The 24500-nt window shown below is 56.2% G+C and carries 21 protein-coding genes; 3 read left to right on the forward strand and 18 right to left on the reverse strand.

What is annotated here, in order from left to right; all coding sequences use genetic code 11:
• Positions 1-36: 36 nt before the first annotated feature.
• The 11 genes from aspS to ACY1JZ_RS11705 form a co-directional block, all read right to left on the reverse strand.
• Positions 37-1845, reverse strand: coding sequence for an aspartate--tRNA ligase (gene aspS, locus ACY1JZ_RS11655; RefSeq protein WP_270164568.1), 1809 nt, complete (start codon positions 1843-1845; stop codon positions 37-39).
• A 3-nt stretch (positions 1846-1848) separates the two neighbouring features.
• Positions 1849-3126, reverse strand: coding sequence for a histidine--tRNA ligase (gene hisS / locus ACY1JZ_RS11660; RefSeq protein WP_462629287.1), 1278 nt, complete (start codon positions 3124-3126; stop codon positions 1849-1851).
• 684 nt (positions 3127-3810) lie between these two features.
• Entirely contained in the window at positions 3811-3993 is a 183-nt protein-coding gene (locus ACY1JZ_RS11665) for a hypothetical protein (protein ID WP_462629288.1), read from the reverse strand.
• A 130-nt stretch (positions 3994-4123) separates the two neighbouring features.
• Entirely contained in the window at positions 4124-4567 is a 444-nt protein-coding gene (dtd, locus tag ACY1JZ_RS11670) for a D-aminoacyl-tRNA deacylase (RefSeq protein WP_462629289.1), read from the reverse strand.
• 14 nt (positions 4568-4581) lie between these two features.
• Positions 4582-6771 (reverse strand): RelA/SpoT family protein, encoded by a 2190-nt coding sequence (locus ACY1JZ_RS11675; protein WP_270164576.1) that lies wholly within the window; start codon positions 6769-6771, stop codon positions 4582-4584.
• A gap of 452 nt (positions 6772-7223) precedes the next feature.
• Positions 7224-7736, reverse strand: a complete 513-nt coding sequence (locus ACY1JZ_RS11680) for an adenine phosphoribosyltransferase (RefSeq protein WP_462629290.1) — start codon at positions 7734-7736, stop codon at positions 7224-7226.
• A gap of 73 nt (positions 7737-7809) precedes the next feature.
• Positions 7810-10254, reverse strand: a complete 2445-nt coding sequence (gene recJ / locus ACY1JZ_RS11685; RefSeq protein ID WP_462629291.1) for a single-stranded-DNA-specific exonuclease RecJ — start codon at positions 10252-10254, stop codon at positions 7810-7812.
• Positions 10255-10319: 65 nt separating this feature from the next.
• Positions 10320-11225 (reverse strand): cation diffusion facilitator family transporter, encoded by a 906-nt coding sequence (locus ACY1JZ_RS11690; RefSeq protein WP_462629292.1) that lies wholly within the window; start codon positions 11223-11225, stop codon positions 10320-10322.
• 11 nt (positions 11226-11236) lie between these two features.
• Positions 11237-12136 (reverse strand): protein translocase subunit SecF, encoded by a 900-nt coding sequence (gene secF, locus ACY1JZ_RS11695; protein WP_270164584.1) that lies wholly within the window; start codon positions 12134-12136, stop codon positions 11237-11239.
• Positions 12126-13391, reverse strand: a complete 1266-nt coding sequence (gene secD / locus ACY1JZ_RS11700) for a protein translocase subunit SecD (RefSeq protein ID WP_462629293.1) — start codon at positions 13389-13391, stop codon at positions 12126-12128. Before secD ends, secF begins: the two co-directional genes overlap by 11 nt.
• Before the next feature lie 84 nt (positions 13392-13475).
• Positions 13476-13715, reverse strand: a complete 240-nt coding sequence (locus tag ACY1JZ_RS11705; protein WP_270164588.1) for a post-transcriptional regulator — start codon at positions 13713-13715, stop codon at positions 13476-13478.
• A 203-nt stretch (positions 13716-13918) separates the two neighbouring features.
• Between ACY1JZ_RS11705 and ACY1JZ_RS11710 the strand changes: the two genes are divergently transcribed.
• Positions 13919-15562 carry a putative polysaccharide biosynthesis protein gene (locus tag ACY1JZ_RS11710; protein ID WP_462629294.1) on the forward strand — a complete coding sequence of 548 codons (1644 nt, stop codon included), beginning with the start codon at positions 13919-13921 and terminating at the stop codon, positions 15560-15562.
• A 41-nt stretch (positions 15563-15603) separates the two neighbouring features.
• On the opposite strand, the gene ACY1JZ_RS11715 is transcribed toward ACY1JZ_RS11710, so the two are convergent.
• A complete protein-coding gene (locus tag ACY1JZ_RS11715) occupies positions 15604-16260 on the reverse strand; it encodes a DUF421 domain-containing protein (protein ID WP_462629401.1) in 657 nt (218 codons plus the stop codon).
• A 232-nt stretch (positions 16261-16492) separates the two neighbouring features.
• Here ACY1JZ_RS11715 and ACY1JZ_RS11720 point away from each other — a divergent pair, with 232 nt between their 5' ends.
• Positions 16493-16885 carry a TIGR04086 family membrane protein gene (locus ACY1JZ_RS11720; protein WP_270164590.1) on the forward strand — a complete coding sequence of 131 codons (393 nt, stop codon included), beginning with the start codon at positions 16493-16495 and terminating at the stop codon, positions 16883-16885.
• Positions 16886-17040: 155 nt separating this feature from the next.
• Positions 17041-17931 carry a phosphatase PAP2 family protein gene (locus ACY1JZ_RS11725; protein ID WP_270164592.1) on the forward strand — a complete coding sequence of 297 codons (891 nt, stop codon included), beginning with the start codon at positions 17041-17043 and terminating at the stop codon, positions 17929-17931.
• Between the two features lie 64 nt (positions 17932-17995).
• Here ACY1JZ_RS11725 and ACY1JZ_RS11730 read toward each other — a convergent pair whose 3' ends face one another.
• The 6 genes from ACY1JZ_RS11730 to ACY1JZ_RS11755 all read right to left on the reverse strand — a co-directional run bounded on the left by ACY1JZ_RS11730 (position 17996) and on the right by ACY1JZ_RS11755 (position 24500).
• Positions 17996-18883 carry an alpha/beta fold hydrolase gene (locus tag ACY1JZ_RS11730; RefSeq protein WP_462629295.1) on the reverse strand — a complete coding sequence of 296 codons (888 nt, stop codon included), beginning with the start codon at positions 18881-18883 and terminating at the stop codon, positions 17996-17998.
• 127 nt (positions 18884-19010) lie between these two features.
• Positions 19011-19688 (reverse strand): SurA N-terminal domain-containing protein, encoded by a 678-nt coding sequence (locus ACY1JZ_RS11735; RefSeq protein WP_462629297.1) that lies wholly within the window; start codon positions 19686-19688, stop codon positions 19011-19013.
• Between the two features lie 197 nt (positions 19689-19885).
• Entirely contained in the window at positions 19886-20188 is a 303-nt protein-coding gene (gene yajC, locus ACY1JZ_RS11740; protein ID WP_462629298.1) for a preprotein translocase subunit YajC, read from the reverse strand.
• A gap of 15 nt (positions 20189-20203) precedes the next feature.
• Positions 20204-21337: a tRNA guanosine(34) transglycosylase Tgt gene (gene tgt, locus ACY1JZ_RS11745; protein ID WP_462629299.1), complete on the reverse strand. Its 1134-nt coding sequence runs from the start codon at positions 21335-21337 to the stop codon at positions 20204-20206.
• Positions 21338-21357: 20 nt separating this feature from the next.
• Complete coding sequence (queA, locus tag ACY1JZ_RS11750) at positions 21358-22404, reverse strand: tRNA preQ1(34) S-adenosylmethionine ribosyltransferase-isomerase QueA (RefSeq protein WP_462629300.1); 1047 nt, start codon at positions 22402-22404, stop codon at positions 21358-21360.
• Between the two features lie 8 nt (positions 22405-22412).
• Positions 22413-24500, reverse strand: a complete 2088-nt coding sequence (locus ACY1JZ_RS11755) for a SpoIID/LytB domain-containing protein (protein WP_462629302.1) — start codon at positions 24498-24500, stop codon at positions 22413-22415.

The raw sequence follows: 24500 nt of genomic DNA on the forward strand, positions 1-24500 counted from the left end.
TAGAATGCCGCCGCCGCATGTCTGTGCCAAGCTCGGTTACGCTTGAGCTTCCTGCTCCGCAGGTGCAGCCGCAGGCTTGCTGCCTGGCTTAGGCACTGTACGGATATGCAACTGCTCGAGCTGAGACAGATCGACCGGAGACGGAGCGCCAGAGAGCAGCTCGGTTGCGCTGGCCGTCTTAGGGAATGCGATCGTCTCGCGCAGGTTCGTTCTGCCTGCCAGCAGCATGACGATCCGGTCAAAGCCGAACGCGATGCCGCCATGCGGCGGGGTGCCGTATTCGAACGCATCGAGCAAGTAGCCGAATTGTGCATGTGCTTCTTCCATCGTGAAGCCGAGCGCATGGAACATCTTCTCTTGCACATCGCGCTTGAAGATACGCATCGAGCCGCCGCCGACCTCATAGCCATTGAGCACCAGATCATATGCTTGCGCGCGAATCGCACCTGGATCAGATTCGAACAGATGCAAGTCCTCATCCTTCGGACGGGTGAACGGATGGTGCTCCGCCACATAGCGTTTGGCATCCTCATCCCAGCCGAGCAGCGGGAAGTCAACCACCCAGGCGAACTTGAATTCGGCGTCATTGATCAGGTTCAGCTCGCGTCCGACTTTCAGCCGCAGATTGCCCAGTACATCCGCAACGACCTTCTTCTTGTCTGCGGAGAACAGCAGCAGGTCGCCCTCCTCGACAGCCAGACGCTCGGTCAACGCCGCAATCTCCTCCGGCTTGAAGAATTTCACGATCGGGCCACGCCATTCGCCTTCCTTGACGGTTACCCATGCCAGTCCCTTGCCGCCATAACGGGCCGCGAACGGCTGCAGGTCATCCAGCTCCTTGCGGCTCCATGTCGCGCAGCCCTTGGCATTAAGCGCCCGCACCACGCCGCCGCTTGCTGCTACGCTGGCGAACACCTTCACATCGCTACTGGACACGATGTCTGTAATGTCCTCAATCTCCAGCCCAAAGCGCAGATCCGGCTTGTCCGATCCATACTTGTTCATCGCATCCTCGTAGCTGATACGTTGGAATGGCAGCGCCAGCTCAACATTGACCGTTTCCTTGAACAGCTTCACCATCAGTTGCTCCATCAGCGACAGCAACTGGTCCTGGGACAGGAAGGAGGTCTCGATGTCCACCTGAGTGAACTCCGGCTGACGGTCGGCGCGCAGATCCTCGTCACGGAAGCAACGGGCAATCTGATAATATTTCTCCAGGCCGGCTACCATCAGCAATTGCTTGTAGATTTGTGGCGACTGCGGCAGAGCGAAGAACTCCTCTGGATGCACGCGGCTAGGCACGAGGAAGTCGCGCGCGCCCTCCGGCGTGCTCTTGATCAGAATCGGCGTCTCAACTTCAATGAACTGCTCGCTGTCCAGAAAATCGCGGAAAATCTTGGCCGATTTGGAGCGCAGCAGCAGCGTGCTCTGCATCTCCTGGCGGCGCAAGTCCAGATAGCGGTACTTCAGGCGGAGCGACTCGTCCACCTCTACGCCGTCCTCGATTGGGAAAGGAGGCGTCTTGGCCGTGTTCAGCACCTCAATCTCAGTCACGCGCACCTCGATCTCGCCTGTTGCCAGATTCGGGTTGAAGGTTTCAGGATCACGCTCAACAACCTGTCCCTTGACAGCCAGCACATATTCGTTGCGCGCACGGTCAGCAATCTCCAGCGCGTCGCCGGAGAAATCCGGGTTGAAGACGATCTGCACGATGCCGCTGCGATCGCGCAGGTCGATGAATAATACGCCGCCCAGGTCGCGCCGGCGCTGTACCCAGCCGTTCAATACAACGCTCTGGCCGACTTCGGCCTTGGTCAGTGTTCCACAATGATGCGTTTTTAACATGATTTATACCTCTCCTTCGAGTGTTTGTTCTCTTAATTGCTGTACAACTGCAGCCAGCTCTGCAAGCGGCACCGTCTGCTGCTCCCCGGTCGCCATCGTCTTGAGCACGATCTCTCCCTTAGCCAGCTCATCCTCACCCAGTATAGCGGTGAATCTGGCCTGCAGACGATCCGCCGACTTGAGCTGCGCCTTCATCTTCCGGCTCTGATAATCCCGTTCCGCCGACAGCCCTGCCTGGCGTAATGCATACAGTACGCCTGACGCATGCTGCTCTGCCTGCTCGCCAAGCGCCACCATATAGACATCAAGCCGCTGGCGCTTCGCGAGCTCCTCCTCCTGCTCTTGCATCAGCATGACCGTCCGCTCCAGGCCGATCGCAAGCCCTACGCCCGGCTGATTCGGTCCGCCAATATCCTCGACCAGTCCATTGTACCGGCCGCCGCCGCCGATCGTATCGATCGCGCCGATTCCTTCTGCCTTGAATTCAAAGGCGGTATGCGTGTAATAATCCAGCCCGCGCACGAGCCGCGGATTAATGGAGAATGGAATGCTCATCCCATCCAGGCTGCGTTGCACCTGCTCGAAGTGCTCGCGGCATGCATCGTCGAGGCTGTCCAGAATGGACGGCGCCCCCTCGAAATGATGCTGATCCACCTTGCAATCCAGCACGCGCAGCGGGTTGCGATCCATTCGCGACTGACAGTCCTTGCATAGCAGCTCCCGCTTGGGTCTCAGGAAGCCGAGCAGCTCGTCACGGAAGGCTGCGCGAATCGCTGGCGTACCGACAGAGTTGATCTCGACGCGCACGCCCTTAATGCCGACCTCCTGATAGAAGGTATACGCCAGCGCTATCACCTCAGCATCCAGCGCTGGCGAATCCGAACCAAGCGCCTCAATGCCGAATTGATGGAATTGGCGGTACCGGCCTGCCTGCTGGCGCTCATAGCGGAACATCGGACCGATATAATACAGCTTGGCAATGTCCGGTTCGCCGTACAGCTTGTTCTCCACATAAGCGCGCATCGTGCCTGCGGTCCCTTCCGGGCGCAGCGTAATACTGCGGTTGCCGCGATCCGTGAAGGTGTACATCTCCTTCTCGACAATATCTGTCGTCTCCCCTACGCCGCGCTGAAACAGCTCGGTCGCCTCAAAAATCGGGGTGCGCAGCTCACGATAGTTAAAGCGTCTGCACAGGTCGCGAGCCTTCTCCTCCACATACTGCCATTTCCCTGCCGCCGCAGGCAATATATCCTGCGTGCCGGGAGGCTTCTGAAATGCCATCGCCATTCCTCCATTCCCAAAATCAAAAAAAGCTCCCGCCTCCGGCTTGCAACAAGCCAGGGACGAGAGCATATCTCCCGTGGTACCACCCACATTCCGGCAACGAAGCGCTGCTTCGCGACCGCTCATACGGTTAACGCCCGTCCTACGCACAGGGCTACTGCTTCTTGCCACAACGACGGATCATCCGATCGCCTTGGTGCCAAGTAGGGTTCGCCGTGTGTTCTCCGGGAGGTCTGTTCGTCCGTACATCATAAGGATGCTTGCAGCCTAAGGCATCCCTCTCTGCATATGTGCTGCGGAGTACTTGTTCCCATCATGGAATCATCATGTTTCAACCGTCATACTGATTATTGATTCTACCCGCAACTTGCGGCAAAGTCAACTTCTACCGACCCGAAAATAGAAAAAAACCTGCACGCATGACAGCCGCAGGTCCAAAAGAAAACTATATTTTAAAAAAGGGGGTCGACTATCATTATAGGCCGACTCTGTTAAGCATTGATGTTAACCGCATTACAGTTGCATTACAAAATTTAAAACGTTTTCTTGAGTCCCGGGCAGCCAAGCCTCCTCCAGTGAGCTGTATTTGCTTAGAACGTCAGCGAAAAGTTCGCTGTGCCACCAGCAGACCAGCTCACCGGATGACCGTCCATTGGGTGATGGCAGCCACCAGGGCTGCCATCACTCTCCTGACCATCCATTCACCCGGTAGCTCGCGCCGCCACACGGACACGCCCGCTGATGCTCCAGCGCTCGAATCATCTCCCCCTCCAGTCTGGAGCCGAGCAGCGCCTCGCGGCGCTCCAGATGAAGCATGCGGGCGGCCGCCCTCTGAATCCCCGCTTCCTTATCGCCTTGACGCATGAAGACCGATGCCTCCTTCCCGTAAGCGCCCTGCTGCCACGGTTCCTATGAACCGCAGGCATATGGCTTTATGGTACTAGGATGCACCGGTCTCCTGCTATCTCATACATCGTGCCTAGCAACAGCAGCTCTAGGCCTTGGAATCGATGATCAACGTAACGGGACCCCAATTGACCAGCGACACGTCCATCATCGCGCCGAACCTTCCGGTCGCCACCGTTAGCCCGCTCTCGCGCAGCATGCTGTTGAATTGTTCATAGAGCGGCTCGGCCTGCTCTGGTCGCGCAGCATCCATAAAGCTCGGACGCCGCCCCTTGCGACAGTCGCCATACAGCGTAAACTGCGACACCGACAATATCTGCCCGCCAGTGTCCGCGACGCTGAGATTCATTTTGCCTTCATGATCTTCAAATATCCTCAGACCTGCAATCTTGTCCGCCATCCAGCGCGCATCACGCTCTGTATCCTCATGCGTCACACCTACCAGCAGCACCAGACCCTGCTCGATTCGGCCGATGACCTCTCCGTCTACCGTGACGGATGCCGCCTTGCTGCGCTGTACCACTACCTTCACACGATACCCTCCAGCTATTGCATAATACGTTGTACGGAGTATACATCCTTAACCCGCTTGATCTTCTCCACAACAGATTGCAAATGCTCAATATTGCGAATCAAAATTGTCATATGAATCATCGATATTTTGTTCTTGTCGGAGCGACCGGACACGGCAGCAATGTTCGTCTTGCTCTCCGAGACCGCCTGAAGCACCTCATTAAGCAGTCCGCGCCGGTCATGACCGGTAATCTCGATGTCGACGCTGTAATTCGCCTCCACAGCATCCTCCCACTCCACCTCGATCACCCGCGCCGCTTCCTCACCCTCTGCGCCAAGCGGGATGTTCGCACAGTCGTGACGGTGTACCGACACGCCCCGACCACGAGTAATGTAGCCGATAATCTCATCCCCGGGCACCGGATTGCAGCAGCGCGCAAACCGCACCAGCAGATTATCCACGCCCTTGACGCGCACGCCATGACTCGGGCGAGGCTTCCTGGACTGCGCTTGCGACGGCGGCTTCACTTCCTTCATCTCGTTCGTCAGCTCGATCTGGTTAGCCGCCTCGGTCTCCTTGCGCAGCTTCTCCGTCAGACGGGTGACGATCTGAGCCGCCGTGATGCCGCTAAAGCCGATCGCCGACAGCATATCCTCTATATCGTTAAAAGTAAATTTGCTCGCGACCTCCATCAGCTTATCATCGGTCAGCCAGGCCGATGGCTCCAGGCCAAGCCGCTTCAGCTCGCGCTCCAGCAGCTCGCGTCCCTTGACGACATTCTCCTCGCGCCGCTCCTTCTTGAACCATTGCCGAATCTTCGTGCGCGCATGAGAAGACTGCGCAATCTTGATCCAATCCTGGCTCGGGCCATAGGAATGCTTGGAGGTCAAGATCTCCACAATATCGCCTGTCTTGAGCTTGTGGTCCAGCGGGACGATGCGTCCATTGACCTTGGCTCCGATCGTCCGGTTCCCGACCTCCGTATGCACCCGATAAGCGAAGTCCAGCGGCACCGACCCGGCAGGCAGCTCGAAGACCTCGCCTTTGGGAGAAAACACAAAGACAAGATCAGAGAAGAAGTCCATCTTGAGCGATTCGACAAATTCAGCCGCATCCCGCGTATCATTCTGAAGCTCAAGAATCTCGCGGAACCAGGACACCTTGTCGCCCATATTGCCTTCGCCCGCCTGCGGCCCTTCCTTGTATGCCCAGTGAGCCGCCACCCCGTACTCGCTCGTGCGGTGCATCTCCCAGGTACGAATCTGCACCTCTGTCGGCTCCCCGTTGGGCCCAATGACCGTCGTATGCAGCGACTGATACATATTCGTCTTGGGCATCGCGATATAGTCCTTGAAGCGGCCCGGCATCGGGCGCCAGAGGGTATGAATGATGCCCAGCGTTGCATAGCAGTCCTTAATGTTGTCCACAATAATGCGAATCGCCAGCAAATCATAGATCTCATTGAACTGCTTGTTCTTGCCCGTCATCTTCTTGTAGATGCTGTAGATATGCTTCGGCCGACCGGAAATATCGCCTTCAATCGACATCTCCTCCAGCTTCTCCCGAATACGACCAATAACGTCATCAATGTGACGCTCTCTCTCGGCCCGCTTCTTCTTCATCAGGTTGGCGATCCGGTAATATTGCTGGGGATTGAGATAGCGCAGCGCAATATCCTCCATCTCCCATTTGATCGCCGAGATGCCAAGCCGATGCGCAATCGGGCAGAATATCTCCAATGTCTCATACGCAATGCGGCGCTGCGACTCCTCTGACTGAAACTTGAGTGTCCGCATATTGTGCAGACGATCGGCAAGCTTGATCAGAATGACCCGTATATCCTGCGCCATGGCGACGAACATTTTACGGTAATTCTCATTTTGCTGCTCTTCCTTGGAGCGGAACTTGATCTTCTCCAGCTTCGTCAGACCATCCACCAGCATGGCGCATGTTTCCCCGAAGCGGGAACGCACCTCATCCAGTGCAACCGTCGTATCCTCTACTACATCATGCAGCAGAGCAGCGATGATCGAGATGACATCCATCTGCATATTAACCAGAATGTCGGCAACAGCCACGGGATGCAAAATATAAGGCTCCCCCGATTTCCTGATCTGCCCATGGTGGGCTTGCTCAGCGAAGTCATAGGCTTCCCGGATATGCTGTAAATCCTGCTCTTTTAGATAGGCCGCTGCCTTTTCGAGTAACTGCTCTATGCCCATGAAACTTCCCTTTCCGAAATAGAATCCTTGCTCGCTGACAACGGCATATGGAGTCTTGCGCCCTTCGCCAGCAGTTTGCAGCCCGGGACGAGTCGGCACAGCACACAGCAAACCGTCTTCCGCGGCCATATAAGAATCGCAGGCCAATCTGACCCTTCTTATATCCCAAAGAAAAATTTCTGTTTATTGTCGAGTTTTCTAATATTATGCCCGTAACTATAGCGCCCGTCAACTGGGTCAAGCAGAAAGTTACGATCTGGCGCCGTATCAGACCTGTTCTCCTGATCGCGTGTCTGTACAAGTGCAAACGGCTGGCGTCTCTTGAAGTAAAAAAGAGCAAGCTTCGGGCAGGTTCACCCCAAAGCTTGCTCTGCAGCGCTCACTGCTGCCTTGTCTGCTCCTGATCGATCATTCCGTCCCCATCTGCTCCCCTCCAAGCATCGAAGAGTGGCTTAGAAGGTCACCAGAGAACGGACAGGCACAGAACCAAGCTTGGAGCGACCCTCCAGATAGGACAGCTCAATCAGGAAGGCAGCGCCGACCACCTCGCCGCCTAGCTTCTGGATCAGCTTGACCGTCGTCTCGATCGTTCCGCCTGTTGCCAGCAGATCATCAGCGATCAGCACCTTTTGCCCAGGAGCGATCGCATCCTTGTGCACGGCCAGCTTATCCTTGCCGTACTCCAGATCATAATCCGCCTCCACCGTCTCGCCCGGCAGCTTGCCGCTCTTGCGGATGGGCACAAAACCAACGCCGAGCGCGAGCGCGAGCGGCGCGCCGATCACAAAGCCGCGCGCTTCCGGGCCCGCGATCACATCGATCTCCAGCTCCGCCACCTGCTGCTTCATCGCCTCGATTGCCGCTTGATAGGCGGGGCCATTTTTTAGCAGGGTCGTTATATCCTTGAAGCGGATGCCCGGCTTGGGAAAATCGGGAATGACACGAATATAGTCTTTAAAATTCATCGTTGTTCTCTCCTTGTATTCGCTGGATTAAATGGTGAGGTTGCCCGGAGCAGCTTGATGACAGAATACAGCGCTAGCAACGACCGACTCTGGCGCTGATCCAAGCAGATAGCTCCTGGGCGGGCGCGAACAGCACCTGATTATCCTCATGGGCAGCGCAGCCGCTCCGGTAAGCTGCCGACTCGCTCAGCTCGCGCTTGCGCGGGGACGGATGGACAGCTACAGCTCCAGACTCAATGCGAATGAACTCCAATTCCTCAAATACGGCAAGCATCATAGCCACCGTCTCAGTGCTCCAGCCGATGCGCGAGCTCAGCAGCTCGGGCAGCTCCGTAGAGTTGAGCTGCTGCTGCGGCAGACTGCGAAGCAACTGATACACGTTGCCAAAGTGCTCGCGCCCCGGAAAGCCCGCGCGATGCCTGCGATCCATACTGTAGAGCACCGTCACCGCCTCCAGCCCCTGCAGTCTGCCAAGGGAAGCCGCCAGCTCTGCCGCTGATGGCGGACAATGGAGCAGCACCAGTTCATTGCATGCCAACGGCTCATGCACTGCTCCATAGCTCAGCGGTACAACCCGCGGCCCGGAAGCCACTGTCTCGAGCGCCGCAGCCGTCTCGGCATACGCATGACCGCCCTGCAGCAGCACGGCCACCACCGCATCTGCTCCTCGGATACGGCTCCGTTCCTTGAGCAGCTTCTCCAGCGTCTCCTCCGGGTAGCGATCGTTCCGATAATCGAACAGTTGGAGCTGCTCTACACGCAGATCAGCCAGCATTAACTGTGGCTTGCGATTGCCATTCCATTCATTGATCGACAGCTCGCCGACGACATCTGCGAGTGCTCCGGTCGACAGACGGCCTGCGACCGGGCCTTCTCCGAAGCCGACCGCCTCCAGCCGCTGTCCGCCCTGGCGCAGCGAGAGGCGCAGATGACGCCCCTCCTTGCCCATCGTTCGCGCCTCCTCCACCGCCACGCTGCGCAGCAGCAGCCGCGGCTTCGGATTACCAGCGCCGAACGGCTCCAGCATCGCCAGTTGACTGATCGCCTCCAGATCCGCCTCGGCTATCTTGCATTCGGCATCGATGCGCGTCTGGCGTTGCCACTGCTCTGAAGCCACCCACTGCTCAGCCAGCTCACTCAGCCGCTGCTCCAGCTCCGGGAGCTGATCGCGATGCAGCGTCATGCCTGCCGCTGCCTGGTGGCCGCCGTAGTGATGCAGCAGATGCTCGCACTCGCGCAGCGCGCGATAGATGTCAAAGCCATCGATCGAACGGGCAGACCCTTTGCAAATGCCGGTCTGGGCATCGATCGCCAGCACAAGCGTAGGCTTGTACCGCTTCTCGATCAGCTTGGACGCCACGATGCCGACAACGCCGACGTTCCAGCCCTCCCCGGCAACAACGGTCACCGCTGGCTCCTTCCATGAGGAGGGCGCTGCTCCCTCGGATAGAGGCTCCCCGGACGTTGACTGCTCGGCCGACTGGCGAGCGTACCGGCTCTCCAGTTGAGCCTGCGCCTCCTCCACCATCTCCTCCACGAGCTGCTGACGCTGCTTATTCAGCTCATCAAGCTGGAGGGCGGCGGCAAGCGCCTCTTCTTCGTTGCCCGTCGTCAGCAGTTGCACAGCCAGATCCGCATGGGCCAGCCTTCCGCTGGCATTAATGCGCGGCGCCAGGCCGAAGGCCACCTGTGTGGACGTCATCTGCGCCAGCTCGATCCCTGCTACCTCAGCGAGCGCCCGCAGACCCAGGTTGCCAGTCTGAGCCAACTGCTTCATGCCCGCGCGCACGATATAGCGATTCTCACCCACGAGCGGCATCAGATCAGCGATGGTGCCGAGTGCCGCAATCTCCGCCCATTCGAGCGGCGGACGGCCAAGCAGTGCCTGACCCAGCTTGAAGGCTACTCCAGCTCCCGCTAGTCCCTTGAACGGATATGGACAGTCCTCCTGCTTCGGGTTGACGATGGCGGCCGCCTCTGGCAGCAGCTCCGGCGGCTCATGATGATCGGTCACGACCACGTCGATATGTAACGAGCTGGCATAAGCGATCTGCTCCACAGCGCTAATGCCGGTATCTACGGTCACGATCAGCTTCACCCCCGCCTCCGCAGCCCGGTCAATCGCCTGCAGATTCAGTCCGTAGCCCTCGAGCTGACGATGGGGGATATAATAATCAAATTCCAGTCCAAGCTGATGGAACAGATGAATCATCAAGGAAGTGCTGGATATGCCATCCGCGTCATAGTCGCCGAATATGCGGATACGCTCGCCACGCTCGCGCGCCTGCTCGATCCGCTTGACGGCAGCAGCCATCCCCTTGAGCAGATACGGGTCATGCAGCAGCTCCTCCCCTCCATGCAGGAAAGCACGAGCGGCCTCTGCATTAGCAATGCCTCGACGCAGCAGCAAGCGCGATACGAGCGGCGGGAGCGCAAGCTCCTGCTCCAGTTGGCTGGACAGTGCCTGCTCGCGTTCCTCCTCCGCCTCCAGCACCCATCTTGTCTTGGGACGTATCATGCTAAGCTCCCTCCTCTATTCAGACAGAAGCGGCTGTACCCCTAGTGTACAGCCGCTTCGCAGCCTTATTGAAGCAATGTCGGCGCATCCTCCTGATTCGGATCATGGTTCGACTTGTAAGGATAACCCGGATCATAAGGGTCAACCACGACCTCCACATCGCTTACGTGGATGAACCGCTTCAAGACCAGCTCCTTCACCCGCTTGGCGATCTCTTGTCCCTCATAGACCGAAATGCGGGGATTGACACTGATGCGCAGGTTCAGCCGCACATAATGACCGTGTTCTCGGGCGTGCAGCTCCTCGATGGTAATGACGCCCTCAATCCGCTGCACAAACTGCATGAACTCCTCTGTGTCCTCTTGATGCTCCTGCTCGGCAGGGGACAGGATAACTGAGGAGGCCAGCAGCCTGTAAGCACTGTACATGACAAGCACAGCAACCAATACCCCGGCTGCAGGATCACAATAATACAGTGCAGCCTGCCCGCTTAGCTCGCCTGCATACGCTGCCCCGATTCCCAGCAGCGTAATGAGCGAGGCGAGCATTGAAGGCAGACTCTCAGGAAGCCTTAGCAGCCAGCGCTTCACGAGCAGCGCCCCCGCCGCCACAGCCAGTGCCGACCAGTGTGGCGCTTCTGGCAGCCCGTCCGCAAGCAGGCGGAATGAGGACACAGCAAGCTCCAGTCCGATTACCATCAACACCACAGTCACAAGTATCATCGCCGCCAGCTCCGCCTTGCGCATGCGCTCCAATGCTTCGGATGGCGCGATGCGTCCGCGGCGGCGCAGTCCGAGCAGGGCGATGGAGCCGGCGGCCGCCTCGACGGCGCTGCGCACCGCATCTGCCAGCAGAGCCGGGCTACCCGAGGCGCCGCCTGCGAGCGCCTTGCCCAAGGCCAGTCCTGCATTGCCCATCAGGCTGGCGCTTGCCGTCCGCTCCGCTTGCGCAGCATGCAGTTTCGTATCCATGAGACGCCTCCTTACGAAGTTGTCGCCGGCGCCTTAGCTGCCTTCGGCTTCGCCTTGCTTCTAAGCGCCAGCCAGATCGGGCTTGCAATGAAGATCGAGGAGTAGGCACCCGCGATCAGACCAATCAGAATCGCCAGCGAGAACAGGCGGATCGACTCGCTGCCGAAGATATACAGGCAGAGCGCGCCGAACACTACCGTTATTACGGTATTGATCGACCGGGTCAGCGTCTCCCAGATGCTGCGGTTAACAAGTGCCGCCAGGTCTGCGGGAGACTTGATCTTGGCAAAGCGCAGATTTTCCCGAATCCGGTCGAAAATAACGATGGTATCGTTAATCGAGTAGCCGATAATTGTCAACACCGCCACGATGAAGGTCAGATTAACCTCCAAGCGGAAGATCGAGAACACACTGACAACGATGAAGGCATCATGCACAAGCGACACGATCGCCGCCACCGCAAAGCGCCATTCAAAGCGGAAGCTGATGTAGATCAGAATACCGAGACTTGCGAGCGACAGCGCCAGCAGCGCATTAAGCTGCAGCTCACGAGCCATCGCAACGTCAACGGTATTGATCTCCATCGATGCTCCAGGATCGAGCTGCTCGGTGAAGTCCGCGCGCAGCTCCTTCTGCTGTACATCGCTCAGAATATCATCGAAGCGGATCGTAACCCGATCAGCACCGGTCGTTAATGTATAGTGACCTGCATTTTTCTCCGAGAGCAGCTTCTCGATGTCTTCCTTAGGCACCGACTTCGTCAGCACGATGTCGACGTTGGACCCGGCACGGAAATCGACACCATAATTAAAGCCCAAGAAAGCAAGCGAACCAATTCCGAGCACCGTAATGACGATGGAGAAGATGATAAAATATTTGCTAGCCTTTGTAAAATCCCATTTATAGTGCACGGATGTCACTCTCCTTCACGCCAAAGTAGCTCGGTTTGTTCAGCAGTCCGCTGCGAATGAGCAAGTAGAGCAGCAACCTGGAGTAGAGCACGTTCGTAATGACACTGACGATGATGCTCATAATGAGAATAACGGCAAATCCTTTGACAGAGCCTGTCCCGATAAAGAACAGCACAGCACCCGCAATGATCGTCGTCAAGTTCGCATCGACGATGGTGCGAAGCGAGTTTTTGGAGCCGGCCTTCAAGGATGAGAGCAGGCTCTTGCCGCTGCGCATCTCCTCTTTAATCCGTTCAAAGGTAATAATGTTTGCATCCACCGCCATGCCAATCCCCAGGATGAAGGCGGCAATACCCGGCAGCGTCAGTGTTGCGCCCATCAGGTTGAACCCGAGCAGCAGCAGCCAGATGTACGTAATCAGGGAGATGCTGGAGATCAGTCCCGGCAGCCGGTAGAAGAGCAGCATGAAGATCAGGACAAGCGCTGTGCCCAGAGCCCCGGCAAACACCGTCTGCTGCAGCGACAGTTGACCCAAGGTAGCGCCAACGCTCTGCGTGTACTTCTCCGTCAGCTTGAGCGGCAATGCGCCCAGGTTGATCGTGTCGGCCACCTTCTTCGCTTCCTCGCGAGTGTAGTTGCCCGTAATCGACGCCTTGGTATCGTTAATCTCGAACGAAACACGCGGCTCGGACAGCACATTCTCATCCAGGAAGATCGCCAGTCTGTTGCTGCCCTCAGGCAGCTTGGCCAGCTCGCGTGTCACTTCAGCGAACTTGCTCGCACTGTTCAGCGTGATGGAGATTTCCCAGCCGCCCAGTTGGTTCTGGTAGATGGTTGCTCCGCCTTCCTTGAAGTCGCTGCCGATCAGCTCTACCTTACAGTAGCCCTGGCTGGGCTCGCAGCCGCGCATACTGCGGAAGGTCAGCTCGGCTGGCTTCTTCAGCACATCGCGCACAACAGCTTCGTCTGTAACGCCTGCAATCTTGACGCGAATCCGATTCGCTCCCTCAGGCGTAATCTCCGGCTCGGCAACGCCCGTCGCGTTGGCCCGCTGCTCCAGACTGCGCGCGGTTTCCCTTAGCGCATCCTGCGTCACCTCGCCCCCAGGAATGAGAGGCTCCGCTTCATACAAAATCTCAAAACCGCCCTTCAGGTCAAGTCCAAGCTTCACCTTCTGGACCAGAGCCGGGCTGGTCGCCGCGATGACACCAAAGGTGGCGACGACAATCAGCAGTAACGCAAGCATTCTTTTCATAACGCCCTAATCCCCCTTAAAAAATCTCAATATTCCTATTATAGCGATGCAAGAAAAACGAGTCAAAAAAAAGAACCCTTTTCTTCAGAAGTGGGTTCCACGCAAAGCGCTAAGTGTCATGAAATTCATAAACTTGGTGACCTTGAGCGACAAAATATCGTTAACGATCTGATGCAGCGCGGGCGTTCCTTGCTTATGATACTTGCTCCTGACACACTCCCAAATCTCTATTGCCGTCACGTGCTCGTAGCCGACCAGATGAAACTCCTCCGCCTTGCTCTCGCACAGCGGCTTGATCCAGTCGTCCCAATCCTCGTCTGTCAACGCACGCTCCTCCTCACCTGCTTCTTTAAGCTGAATAATAATACTTTCGCCATCTCTTGTGCAATCTCCTGCCTGGATGCAAATGATTCCAGTTCAACACCGTGCCCTACTGCCACCATTTTTTAGAATGATAGTGGACATGCGCTGCATACATATGTTGTACAAGAGTGAACAACCTTCCGCAGAAAGAAGAGGGAAGCCATGTGACCAAGCAAACATTTATTAAAGGGGCTTTAATTCTGCTCGCTGCAGGCATCGTCAACCGGCTGCTCGGCTTTATTCCGCGTATCGCACTGCCGCGCATTATCGGCGCTGAGGGCGTCGGACTATACCAGCTCGGCTATCCGTTCCTTATCGTCATGCTGACGCTCATCAGCGGCGGCATACCGCTTGCAGTTGCTAAATGGGTCGCTGAAGCGCAGTCCCAGGGCGATCTGAAGCGCGTGCGCCAGATCTTCCGAACCGCGCTGTCGTTAACACTGCTGCTGGCCGTTCTGCTGACAACGCTGTCGCTTGCTCTGGCAGACTGGATTACCAGCCGCATCTTAACCGACCCCAGAGTCTATCACACCTTCATGATGATGACCCCCATGCTGCTCATTACTGCGGTCTCATCGGTGTACAGAGGCTATTACCAGGGCAAGCAAAATATGATCCCGACCGCACTGTCGCAAACGGTAGAAACCATCTTCCGTATCATTTTCGTGCTGCTGCTGTCCAGTCTGTTCCTGCCGTGGGGGCTCGAGTGGGCTGCTGCCGGAGCCATGCTGGGGGTGGTCGTCGGAGAATTGTTCGGGTTGCTGGTGCTCCTCCTGCAATTCAACAGAGACAGACGCAAGGAGCTGCTGTCGGCGGCGCCTGAGCCAGCGGCCGGGGACAGCTCCGCATCGGCTACAGACGCCGATCAGCAGTTGTCAGCACAGCCATCTGCCCCCGAATCACAGAGCAGCTTGCACAAGTCGGGGCGAACCTCTGTGCTACGCCGCCTGCTCGGACTGTCTGTGCCGGTCACACTCAGCAAGATGGTCGGCTCCCTCTCCTACCTGCTGGAGTCGATTCTAACGGCGCGCAGCCTCGCTGTAGCGGGCATCGCGACAGGTGTAGCTACCGCACAATACGGCTCGCTGCAGGGGATGATTATTCCGATCGTGCTACTGCCTACGGCGCTCACCTATTCGCTGGGTGTGTCGCTCATCCCATCGCTATCCGAGGCCGCTGCACGTAACGACAAGCTGACGATCCACAAGCGCCTCCATCAATCGATGCGGCTGTCGCTCGTATGCGGCGCGCCCTTTGCCGTTGTAATGGGCTTGATGGCCGAGCCTATCTGCCGCATCCTGTACCGTCATGGCGAGATTGCGCCGATGCTGCAGCTTATGGCGCCGATCGCCATCTTCATCTACTTGCAGGCACCGCTGCAGGCGGCATTGCAAGCGCTGGAGAAGCCGGGCACGGCTCTGATGAATACGTTCATTGGAGCCATCGTGAAGATTGTGCTGATCGTGCAGCTCGCCTCCAAGCCCGAGCTCGGCATCTATGGCGCCCTGATTGCCATTAATGTCAATACGGTGCTCGTCACCTTGCTCCATTACTGGAGCGTGCGGCGGTTAACCGGCTTTCATCTGAGCTGGCTCGACATCATCAAGGTAGCCGCCGCCATGGTCATCATGGGAGGCGCACTACGGTGGACGATGAATCACGGCTTTCAGGCTGCAGAATGGGTGAATCTGATCGCAGCCGGAGCACTCGGTGCAATGGTCTATGTCATGCTGATGGCTGTTACGGGCATTGTCGATCGACATGACCTCGTGCGTCTGCCGCTCATCGGACGATGGCTCAACCGATAGACGGATGCTAGAAGCCTGCTGCCTCATTGAATAGCTTCAAGTTATTTGGACGGCTTCCCCTTCGTGTCTATGAAGAGCCGTCCCCGGTGATCGATGGTGCATAAGAATACTTGCTTCGTATCGGTGACGCCATGCTTGCGCAATTCTTTTTTCAGCCAGAAGCGATTGCGTCCAAGCAACTGAAGATTTTCCTCCTGCACTTCCCCATCCATAACAAGCGGCACGGGCAAATCCTCAAACCGATAGCCCGGAGGAAATGATACTGGAGTTCCCTCAGCCTTACTACTCTTGGCTGAATGCGGCTGCTCCTGCTCCTTGCGGATAACAGACAGCTTGCCGTTCGTCTCCAGTACGGCAAACTCGACATCAGCCAGCCTGATCGCTTCTTTATCTCTCAGTTGCACCAGCAGATCGTCGAGGTTATATCGCTGCTTCTTCATCTCATCCCGATTCAGCTTGCCGTTCTCAATCATGATGCTGGGCTTGCCATCGAACAGCAATCTCAGCTTCCTGCTGCGCAGTGTCAACACCGCAAATCCGATCTGCAGCAGCATCAGCACTACGATGGGCAGCATCCCTTCTGTAACCGGACGTTGTGTATCTTCGATCATCAGGACGGCGATCTCCGCGATCATAACGGAGATGACCAGATCGAAGATCGTCAGCTTCCCGATCTCTCGCTTGCCCATAAGCCTCATCACAAGAAAGACGACAAAATAGGTCAGTATGGTCCGCAGAAAAATAGCCAGATGTTGTTCCCACACAGCACGCTCTCCCTCCGCCTCTTAACATAAGTGTGGATTAGTTTTGCCGCGCCGGTTAGCCTCCATGCAGCCAGCCGCGCTATGAAATACTGGAAACAAGCCGCCTGTACTATTTCTGCACGCTTGACCATATTCTGATAGCAAAGTGATAAAGGAGAGTTGATGGATGAACCTGATTAAAAAAACCACCCGTATTCACATTGCCTCGCCGCTCTTGTCCGGCATCTTGTACGCCTTCATCGGTCTGGGAGCCAGTATCTTCCTGCTGTCTCTACTGCTCCAGTTCAGCTCCATGCAGGAAACATCCCTTCCCAATCTGTCCTATGCGGCGCATGGCGTATGCAGCCTGGTAGGCGGAATCACTGCCGGGCGAAGGGCATCGCGGCGAGGCTGGTATCATGGAGGCCTCTGTGGAATGGTCTACGGTCTCGTCATTATGATGATTGGATTTTTGTCGCTTGACCTGTCATTAAGCTCGCACAGCCTTGCTCTGCTCAGCCTTGTGCTGGCTGCTGGAGCCGTCGGGGGAATGGCCGGCGTCAATACGAAGAAAGGTTGACAGGTCTAGACTTTCATCTGCGGGAGGAACAAAAGAAACCAAATATTGAATAATCTTTATGTTTTCTTTAGATTTATTCAATAGGTATCACGCCTCTCATATGCTATACTGTCAATTGCCAACGTTGTTGGCTTGCATCAAAGGAGGCGTGGAGTATGGTTTTATTTCATTCGATGGGATCTGTGACACTGTACACGGCTCTGGTAATTATGCTGCTGCTGTGGTACGGCACCAATAGCAGTCCGCTGCGAGTGGCATACGGGTTCGGCCGCAAGCTGTTCACCTCCCGCATGCATCTGTTGCATATTGCCTTGGTACTGATGATTCTGTTTTTTAACAAAATCGAGATGATGATTGAAAGCCGCATGACATATAACTACGACTTTACACCTCTCGTTCAATCCATCGAGCAAGGCTTTGTGGCCGGCGTTCAGTCGTTATTTGAGCACCCTGTCTTGACCGTTGTACTGGGGTTTATGTATATTGTTGTCTTTCAGGCGCTGCTGCTGACGTCGCTGGGCATCTATTCGTTTCAGGGCAATGATAGAATGTTCTATGCTACCTGCTACGCGATTATGATCAACTACTTGGTCGCAATCCCGTTCTACCTGTTCGTTCCTGTATCAGAGGTCTGGTCGTTTGATCCCAGTGTACGTTTTATTATGCTAGATATCTTCCCGTCGTTCGAATCATCGTACCGGGAGCTGTCCGGGCTGGATAATTGCTTCCCGAGCCTGCACACCTCGATTTCCGTTACGCTTGCGATGCTGGCATTGCGCTCGGGGAACAAGCGCTGGGCGTGGTTTGTGTCCATCAGCGCGGGAGCCATTATTTTTGCTATTTTCTACTTGGGGATTCATTGGCTAACCGACATGCTGGCTGGCACGGCTCTTGGATTATTCGCCTCGGCGGCTGGCATCAGACTGAGTGCCTACACGACCCGCGGCTTGCAGCCGACGACTGCGAAGATGCCGTCACGCTTGCACCAGCAGCCGCTCAGCAACAACGCCTCGCTTCAGCAGGCGCAACGCTCCACTGAAACCTGATTGCTGATCAAGCAAGGGATCATTCAACCGCCACTTTCCTGTTGGCGTGAATGATCCCTTTTTGCTATTCCTGTATATAGGGTTGTTGTTCGACCTCACGCCACATGACGGAGCTGTTCTCCGCTGCCGAAGATACAGCCTTTTCCGCTTGCTGCCCGCTTCTGACATGACTGCTCTGGTATTCCAGCGAGCGAATCCAGCGGCGAATATAACCGTTCATCGCTTCCGGCGCCTTGGTCGGCAATTGATGCTTCTCCTTGCCAAGCACGACGACGTCGCGGCGCTGAAGACCGTCTTCGAGCAGCTTGCGGTAACGCTTGAACCCTCGATCCTTGCTCCCATAGAGCAGCAGTACAGGCTGGCTGATGCGTCCCAGCCGATCTGTACAGCTATAGGATAGACTATACTTGTAATATTGGTGTATGTTGCGCTTGTTGCCTCTTCTGGCATCTCTCCACAGGTTCTGAAACGTTTTGTGCTGGTCGGCATTGCCCCAGGTGATACCCAGCATCAGAAGACCTAGAGCCGCCTTCCACCTGGATAAACCTACTGCCGCGCGAATACGCATTCGGAGCACCCAGTCACTGGTTTCCGGCATCGCACTAACCAGGATTGCACCCATGAACCGCTCCGGGTAGGTCAACAGCGTCTCCAGCACCACTGTACCGCCCGTAGAGTAACCGCATAGATAGGCCTTCTCCAGTCCGAGACGATCCATCAGTTGCCTTATGTCCTCAGCAATAAGCGGATAAGTCAACGGCGCATGCGAGCGACCGCTCTGCCCATGTCCGCGCACATCGAAGGTAATGACCTTGAACTCATCAGAAAGCTGAGCCTGCTGGTAGCGAAAATTTGCGCTGGTCAGCAATGGAGGATGAACGAACAGGATCGGCGTCCCCTCCCCCTTCACGGCATAATGCAGCACGGTTCCGTTTATATTGTCAAGCGGCATTGCGCTCATCTCCTTGCAGCAGGTATATGTTGTTGGTTAGGCTTGCTCCATCGCTCCTGTTAGTGTTGCCCTGCCGCTTGGGCCCGTATGCACTCGTTACTCCTTCATAAGCTGCCGCCCGACAGCACTATTTCTTCTGCTGCACATCCTCAAGACGAGGCAGCATATCACGCGCCCCTATCAATAGCTCTTCTTGAAACTGGTAAAATTGCTCCGGCTCGCTCAGTGTTCCATCCGCAAGCAGCTTCGCCCTTAGTTTACTGCTTAATATGGCCTCATAATAGGTTTCTCGGATCACATTGCTGTTCCAGAATTGCTCCTCCGAAAGTCCTGTAATCCGTATCCTGTTTTTCATAAATTCATAGGCGATCTCATCCCCCTGCTCCTCCGCTTGAAATTGTTCATAGATGTTCTTTTGCTCTGCAATGTAGTCCTCGACCTCCTGATCCTCTACCGTAATGCCCAACTCCAACGCTTTCTGCACCACCAGCTTTTCCTTCAGCAGATTGTCCAGCAATTGCTGGTCATTAGGGATTGCAGACGAGCTGTCTGTTACATGATGAAATAATTCAATATTCATCTTGTAGAATAGGAACTGTTCAGGAGTAATGGATAAGGAGTCAATACCCGACCGCCCCGCCTCCATATACATCCGCTGATTCACTTGAGCCCCGATGTCGTCAAATCCTCGCTCGATGGCTGCTTGATCGATGGTTTGCTTGGCTGTAGTCGTGTATGCAATCCAGAGCACTCCAGCAGCGATAATCCCCACACAACTCACGACGATGATCGATAACTTTCTCATATCCTCCTCCTCCTGATTTTTTACAAGAAGATACCATATATACGAATATTTATATATAGTTCTTTGTTCGCAAAATAAGTGCACACGCTACCGCCGCTCTGAGCAACGCTTCGTTTCGCGGAGAAAAATTCTAAAACACAAAAAAACAGCCTCCACACAAACGGATGGTTTGTGTACAGACTGCTTTGCAAGGTGTATTATTCAGCAGATTGCGTTAGCACATTGTTAACCGAGCTGCGGTCGAAGGTCAGCTTGGTTGCATCATTCACGCGCAGGACGACGATGTCATCCGTAATCTCGTGAATCGTGCCATGCAGACCGCCGATCGTTACAACCTTGTCACCCTTCTTCAGTTGGTTCAGCATCAGATTGCGCGTCTTCTGCTTCTTTTGCTGCGGACGAATCAGCAGGAAATAGAATACTGCAAACATCAGGATGAACGGCAGCAGCATCCCCCAGATGCTGCCTCCGGCAGCAGGTGCGTCAGTCGCTAGCCACATTGTCTCTCCCCCTCTCTAGAATCCTTTCTCATTATTGAAAAGGCCATACGCCGTGAAGAAATCATCGCGGAAATCAAGCAAGCGATCCTCCGCAATCGCCTGGCGCACGTCTCTCATGAGCTGTAGCAAAAAGTGTAGATTATGATACGTCGTCAAGCGAATGCCGAACGTTTCGTTGGCATGCAGAAGATGGCGAATATAGGCTCTGGAATAATTCTGGCACGTATAACAGCCGCACTTCGGATCAAGCGGGCCGAAATCCTCTGCATATTTGGCATTGCGCACGACGAGCCTGCCTGCGCTCGTCATCGTCGTCCCGTTACGGGCGATTCGGGTAGGCAAGACACAGTCAAACATATCAATGCCGCGAATCGAGCCTTCCAGCAACGCATCTGGCGAACCGACGCCCATCAGATAGCGTGGCTTGGCTGCCGGCAGCAGCGGAACCGTATAATCCAGCACCTCATACATGAGCGGCTTAGGCTCGCCTACGCTAAGCCCTCCAATAGCATACCCCGGGAAATCCATGGAAGTCAAATCTTGTGCGCTCTGCTTGCGCAAATCCTCATACATGCCGCCTTGAACGATCGCGAACAGCGCCTGTGTGTCCGGCTTGCGGTGCGATTCCAGACAGCGCTCCGCCCATCTCGTCGTTCTCTCCAGCGATTGCTTCACATAGCTGTGCTCCGCCGGATGGGGCGGGCATTCGTCGAAGGCCATCATAATGTCTGAGCCGAGCGAATTTTGAATCTCCATCGCCTTCTCCGGAGAGATGAACAGCTTATCTCCATTCAGATGAGAGCGGAATTGCACGCCCTCCTCTGTAATTTTGCGCATATTGCTCAGGCTGAACACCTGAAAGCCGCCGCTATCGGTCAGAATAGGCCGATCCCAGTTCATAAACCGATGCAAACCGCCGGCGCGCTCAATTAGCTCATGCCCCGGACGCAAAAACAGATGGTAGGTGTTGCCCAGAATAATATGCGCATCCATCTGCTTTAACTCCTCAGGACTCATCGTCTTGACAGTCGCCTGTGTGCCGACAGGCATGAACGCCGGCGTCTCCACAACGCCATGCGGCGTATGCACTCTGCCCAGACGGGCGCCGGATTGCTTGCACGTTTTGATCAATTCATATTTTATGGCCACAGTTCACTCTTCCAATCCTATTAGTAGATAAACATCGCATCGCCAAAGCTGAAAAATCTGTACTGCTCCTCCACAGCCTTGCTGTATGCCTGCATGACGAGCTCTCGACCTGCGAGTGCGCTCACCAGCATCACCAGCGTCGATTTGGGGAGATGAAAGTTCGTCACCAGCGCATCCACCAGCTTGAATTCATAGCCGGGATAGATAAATATATCGGTCCAGCCGCTGCATGCCTTGACCTGTCCATCCATGAAGCGACCTGCAACAGTCTCCAATGTGCGGCATGAGGTCGTCCCGACTGCCACGATGCGCCCGCCTCCCCGCTTCGTCTCCTGAATCAGCCTGGCATTCGCCTCATCGAGCTCATAATACTCCGAGTGCATCACATGATCCTCGATGCGCTCCGTGGACATCGGGCGGAACGTGCCCAGCCCTACATGAAGCGTCAGATAGGCGAGCTGAACCCCTTTACGCTGAAGCTCTTGCAGGAAGGGCTCTGTGAAGTGCAGCCCCGCCGTCGGGGCAGCCGCCGAGCCTTGCGCTCTTGCATACACCGTCTGATAACGATCCTTGTCCTCCAGACGCTCATGGATATAGGGTGGCAGCGGCATCTCGCCCAGCCGATCGAGCAGCTCCGTGAAGATGCCCTCATATTCGAAGCGGACGATCCGCGCCCCCATCTCCCCCTCTTGCTCCACAACCGCTGTCAGCAGCGGCTGCCCGTCCTCTCTCTCGCCGAATGCAATACGTGCGCCCAGCTTGAGCCGCTTGGCCGGCTTAGCCAGCGTCTCCCACCGATCATGCTCCAATTGCTTCAGCAGCAGCAGCTCGACACGCGCGCCGGTATCCGGCTTGATGCCAAGCAGCCGAGCGGGCAGCACCTTCGTATCATTCAACACGAGCAGATCCCCAGGCTGCAAATATTGTGCCAGGTCGGTAAAGCGACCGCTGGAGATGTTGCCTGTTCCACGTTCTACAGCCATCAGTCTGGATGCGGTTCGCTGCGCGAGCGGCGTCTGTGCAATCAATTGCTCGGGCAGCTCAAAATCAAACCAATCTACATTCATTGCAGGTGTCATTCCTTAACTATAGTGGTTTCTTTGTAATAGTATTGCAATATAGATTTGTAGTCATACCCCTGCTCGGCCAGTCCCTTGGCTCCGTACTGGGACATGCCCAATCCGTGCCCGTTGCCCTGCCCGATGAATCGGAATTGCGTATCCTTCGTCGCCGGGCGAATCGTTCCCGCGCCGTTCATCACATAGATCGTAGCACTGGACAGCGCCTTCGCCTGCCCGTCTGCTCCGAGCGCATACAGCGTCTCGGAGCCGGTGCGTTCACGGCTTGTGCTGCCGCTCTTCACCGCAATCCGTGCCGTCTCCTCCACCTCGAACTTCGTGCTTGGCAAGCCGCCAAGCGCCGAACGAAGCAGGTCAGGGTAACGCAGCTCCACCTTCTTGCCATTCACTAGGATGGACAGCACACGACCCGACTCTCCTCGCTTGTCCACCTTCAGCGACTGCACAGGCCCGCTAACAGGCGTCTGCACCCGCGACTTCAATGATTCGATCAGTTGAGCGGGTGTATACGGTCCTCTAATCCAGCGGTTCTCATTGGATTGCACGACCTTCTCCAAGACCACCACTTTCGTACCGCTATCGACCTTCGCGACCGGCTCCACCGACGTCTGCACGAGTGGAATCTGACGGACGTTGGTGCCGTTCTGCTTCACCCGCATCATCGCGCTGCCCGCAGCGGTCTTCGCACCGGTATCCTCGAGCAGATCCTCCCGAATGTATCCCACCTGCCCGCCGGGCAGCACAACACGGTACCAGGAGTATAATCCCTTCTCAGACGTCTCGTCCGGGCTCTTGATTGGCTGCAGATACGCTACAGCATTGCCCCAGACCTCCTTGCCCTCCGCTGTCATGCCGCCGGAGCTGGAGGAGTACACCGCCTCGATTACAGCGCCCTTGTATTTTACAACCTCGCCTGAGGTCGCATCAACCGCACGGATGGTCGATGGCGCCTCCCTAACGGTTCCATCGTAAGCCTGGCTTAGCACGCTGTCGACCACATGGGCAATCTGAAAGCCCATGCCTTGGTAGCGCGCATAGCTGCGCGCCGCCACTGCTTGTGCCTTGAGCGCCTCATCCGGCCAGGAAGGCGACATCTCCGCTCCAACGACCGAGTATAGATAATGATCCAGCGGCAGCTCATTGATGACCGCCAGCTTGCCATTGAACGCACTTAGCTCGAAGCTGCCGCGGTACGTCCGCTCGGATCGCTCCTTGAGCTTGATGGTGCCGCTGCTTGCTGTGCTCACCCAGACCTTGGCGCTATTACCCGCCAAGTAGAGCGGAGCCGGCTCGCCAGCCTTCTTGGACAGCGTATGGTCATCCTGAAGCTGTAGATAAGGAGTCGCCGCATCCGCAGCAGTCAGGTTGCTAAGCCCCGCCTTGTCCGCCTCGGTCTTGACCTGAGCCAGCGCAGCCTGATTAGCAGCAGCGCCCACATGAATATAGTAGCTCAGCTTGCCGCTGCCCGTCGGCTGCTTGAGCGCGATATAAGCATCGACCCCCGCACTGCCTGCCGCGGCCTGCTGCTTCTTCGCTTCCGCCAGCGTCGCGTAGGGCCCCGCCTCCAGATGAAGCGGCCCCGCTATCACAGACTTGCTCTGCCCAAGCAGCTTGCTTAATGTACTGTTGCTCTGCCACTTGCTAAGCGCCGCCTTCGCTGCCTCCTCAGACTCATAGGAGCCTTCCGTTACCTGATAGACGGTGTTGCCCAGCTTGCTAAGTGAGGTCAGCAGCACCGCGCTGGAGCTCTTCTGCGCCGCATTCAGCCAGCTCAGCGCCGTCTGAAAATCAGTCGTCTCTCCGAGCCGAACCTTGTAGTCATCCAGGGCAAAGCGAGCCTCCTGGCCAGCCCCCACAGACGTCCAGCTCTCCGGCCCGGCTGGCTGCCGCACGCCAATGGTCAGCGGCTGGCTGCCGCTAAGCGTCGCAGCGGCAAGCGTAGACGTTACCTTCCCCGGCAAATTAAGGTAGATCGCTACGCGCACATCATCGCCTGCAGCAGCCATCTGGCGCTCCGCTGGCCCAATTCCAAGCAACAGCGCACAGGCCGTTGCCAGTGCCACACTCGCTATCCATCTGCGCAT

This window comes from Paenibacillus sp. J5, assembly GCF_054955055.1.

Excerpts from the sequence above, each read along its gene's own strand:
- yajC (WP_462629298.1), bottom strand. The coding sequence starts at position 20,188 with ATGTGGCTAGCGACTGACGCACCTGCTGCCGGAGGCAGCATCTGGGGG.
- ACY1JZ_RS11665 (WP_462629288.1), bottom strand. The coding sequence starts at position 3,993 with ATGCGTCAAGGCGATAAGGAAGCGGGGATTCAGAGGGCGGCCGCCCGC.
- secD (WP_462629293.1), bottom strand. The coding sequence starts at position 13,391 with ATGAAAAGAATGCTTGCGTTACTGCTGATTGTCGTCGCCACCTTTGGT.
- ACY1JZ_RS11730 (WP_462629295.1), bottom strand. The coding sequence starts at position 18,883 with ATGCCGCTTGACAATATAAACGGAACCGTGCTGCATTATGCCGTGAAG.
- ACY1JZ_RS11690 (WP_462629292.1), bottom strand. The coding sequence starts at position 11,225 with ATGGATACGAAACTGCATGCTGCGCAAGCGGAGCGGACGGCAAGCGCC.
- ACY1JZ_RS11680 (WP_462629290.1), bottom strand. The coding sequence starts at position 7,736 with ATGAATTTTAAAGACTATATTCGTGTCATTCCCGATTTTCCCAAGCCG.
- recJ (WP_462629291.1), bottom strand. The coding sequence starts at position 10,254 with ATGATACGTCCCAAGACAAGATGGGTGCTGGAGGCGGAGGAGGAACGC.
- queA (WP_462629300.1), bottom strand. The coding sequence starts at position 22,404 with ATGAATGTAGATTGGTTTGATTTTGAGCTGCCCGAGCAATTGATTGCA.
- hisS (WP_462629287.1), bottom strand. The coding sequence starts at position 3,126 with ATGGCATTTCAGAAGCCTCCCGGCACGCAGGATATATTGCCTGCGGCG.
- ACY1JZ_RS11725 (WP_270164592.1), top strand. The coding sequence starts at position 17,041 with ATGGTTTTATTTCATTCGATGGGATCTGTGACACTGTACACGGCTCTG.
- ACY1JZ_RS11675 (WP_270164576.1), bottom strand. The coding sequence starts at position 6,771 with ATGGGCATAGAGCAGTTACTCGAAAAGGCAGCGGCCTATCTAAAAGAG.
- ACY1JZ_RS11735 (WP_462629297.1), bottom strand. The coding sequence starts at position 19,688 with ATGAGAAAGTTATCGATCATCGTCGTGAGTTGTGTGGGGATTATCGCT.
- ACY1JZ_RS11720 (WP_270164590.1), top strand. The coding sequence starts at position 16,493 with ATGAACCTGATTAAAAAAACCACCCGTATTCACATTGCCTCGCCGCTC.
- ACY1JZ_RS11715 (WP_462629401.1), bottom strand. The coding sequence starts at position 16,260 with ATGAGGCTTATGGGCAAGCGAGAGATCGGGAAGCTGACGATCTTCGAT.
- aspS (WP_270164568.1), bottom strand. The coding sequence starts at position 1,845 with ATGTTAAAAACGCATCATTGTGGAACACTGACCAAGGCCGAAGTCGGC.
- ACY1JZ_RS11755 (WP_462629302.1), bottom strand. The coding sequence starts at position 24,500 with ATGCGCAGATGGATAGCGAGTGTGGCACTGGCAACGGCCTGTGCGCTG.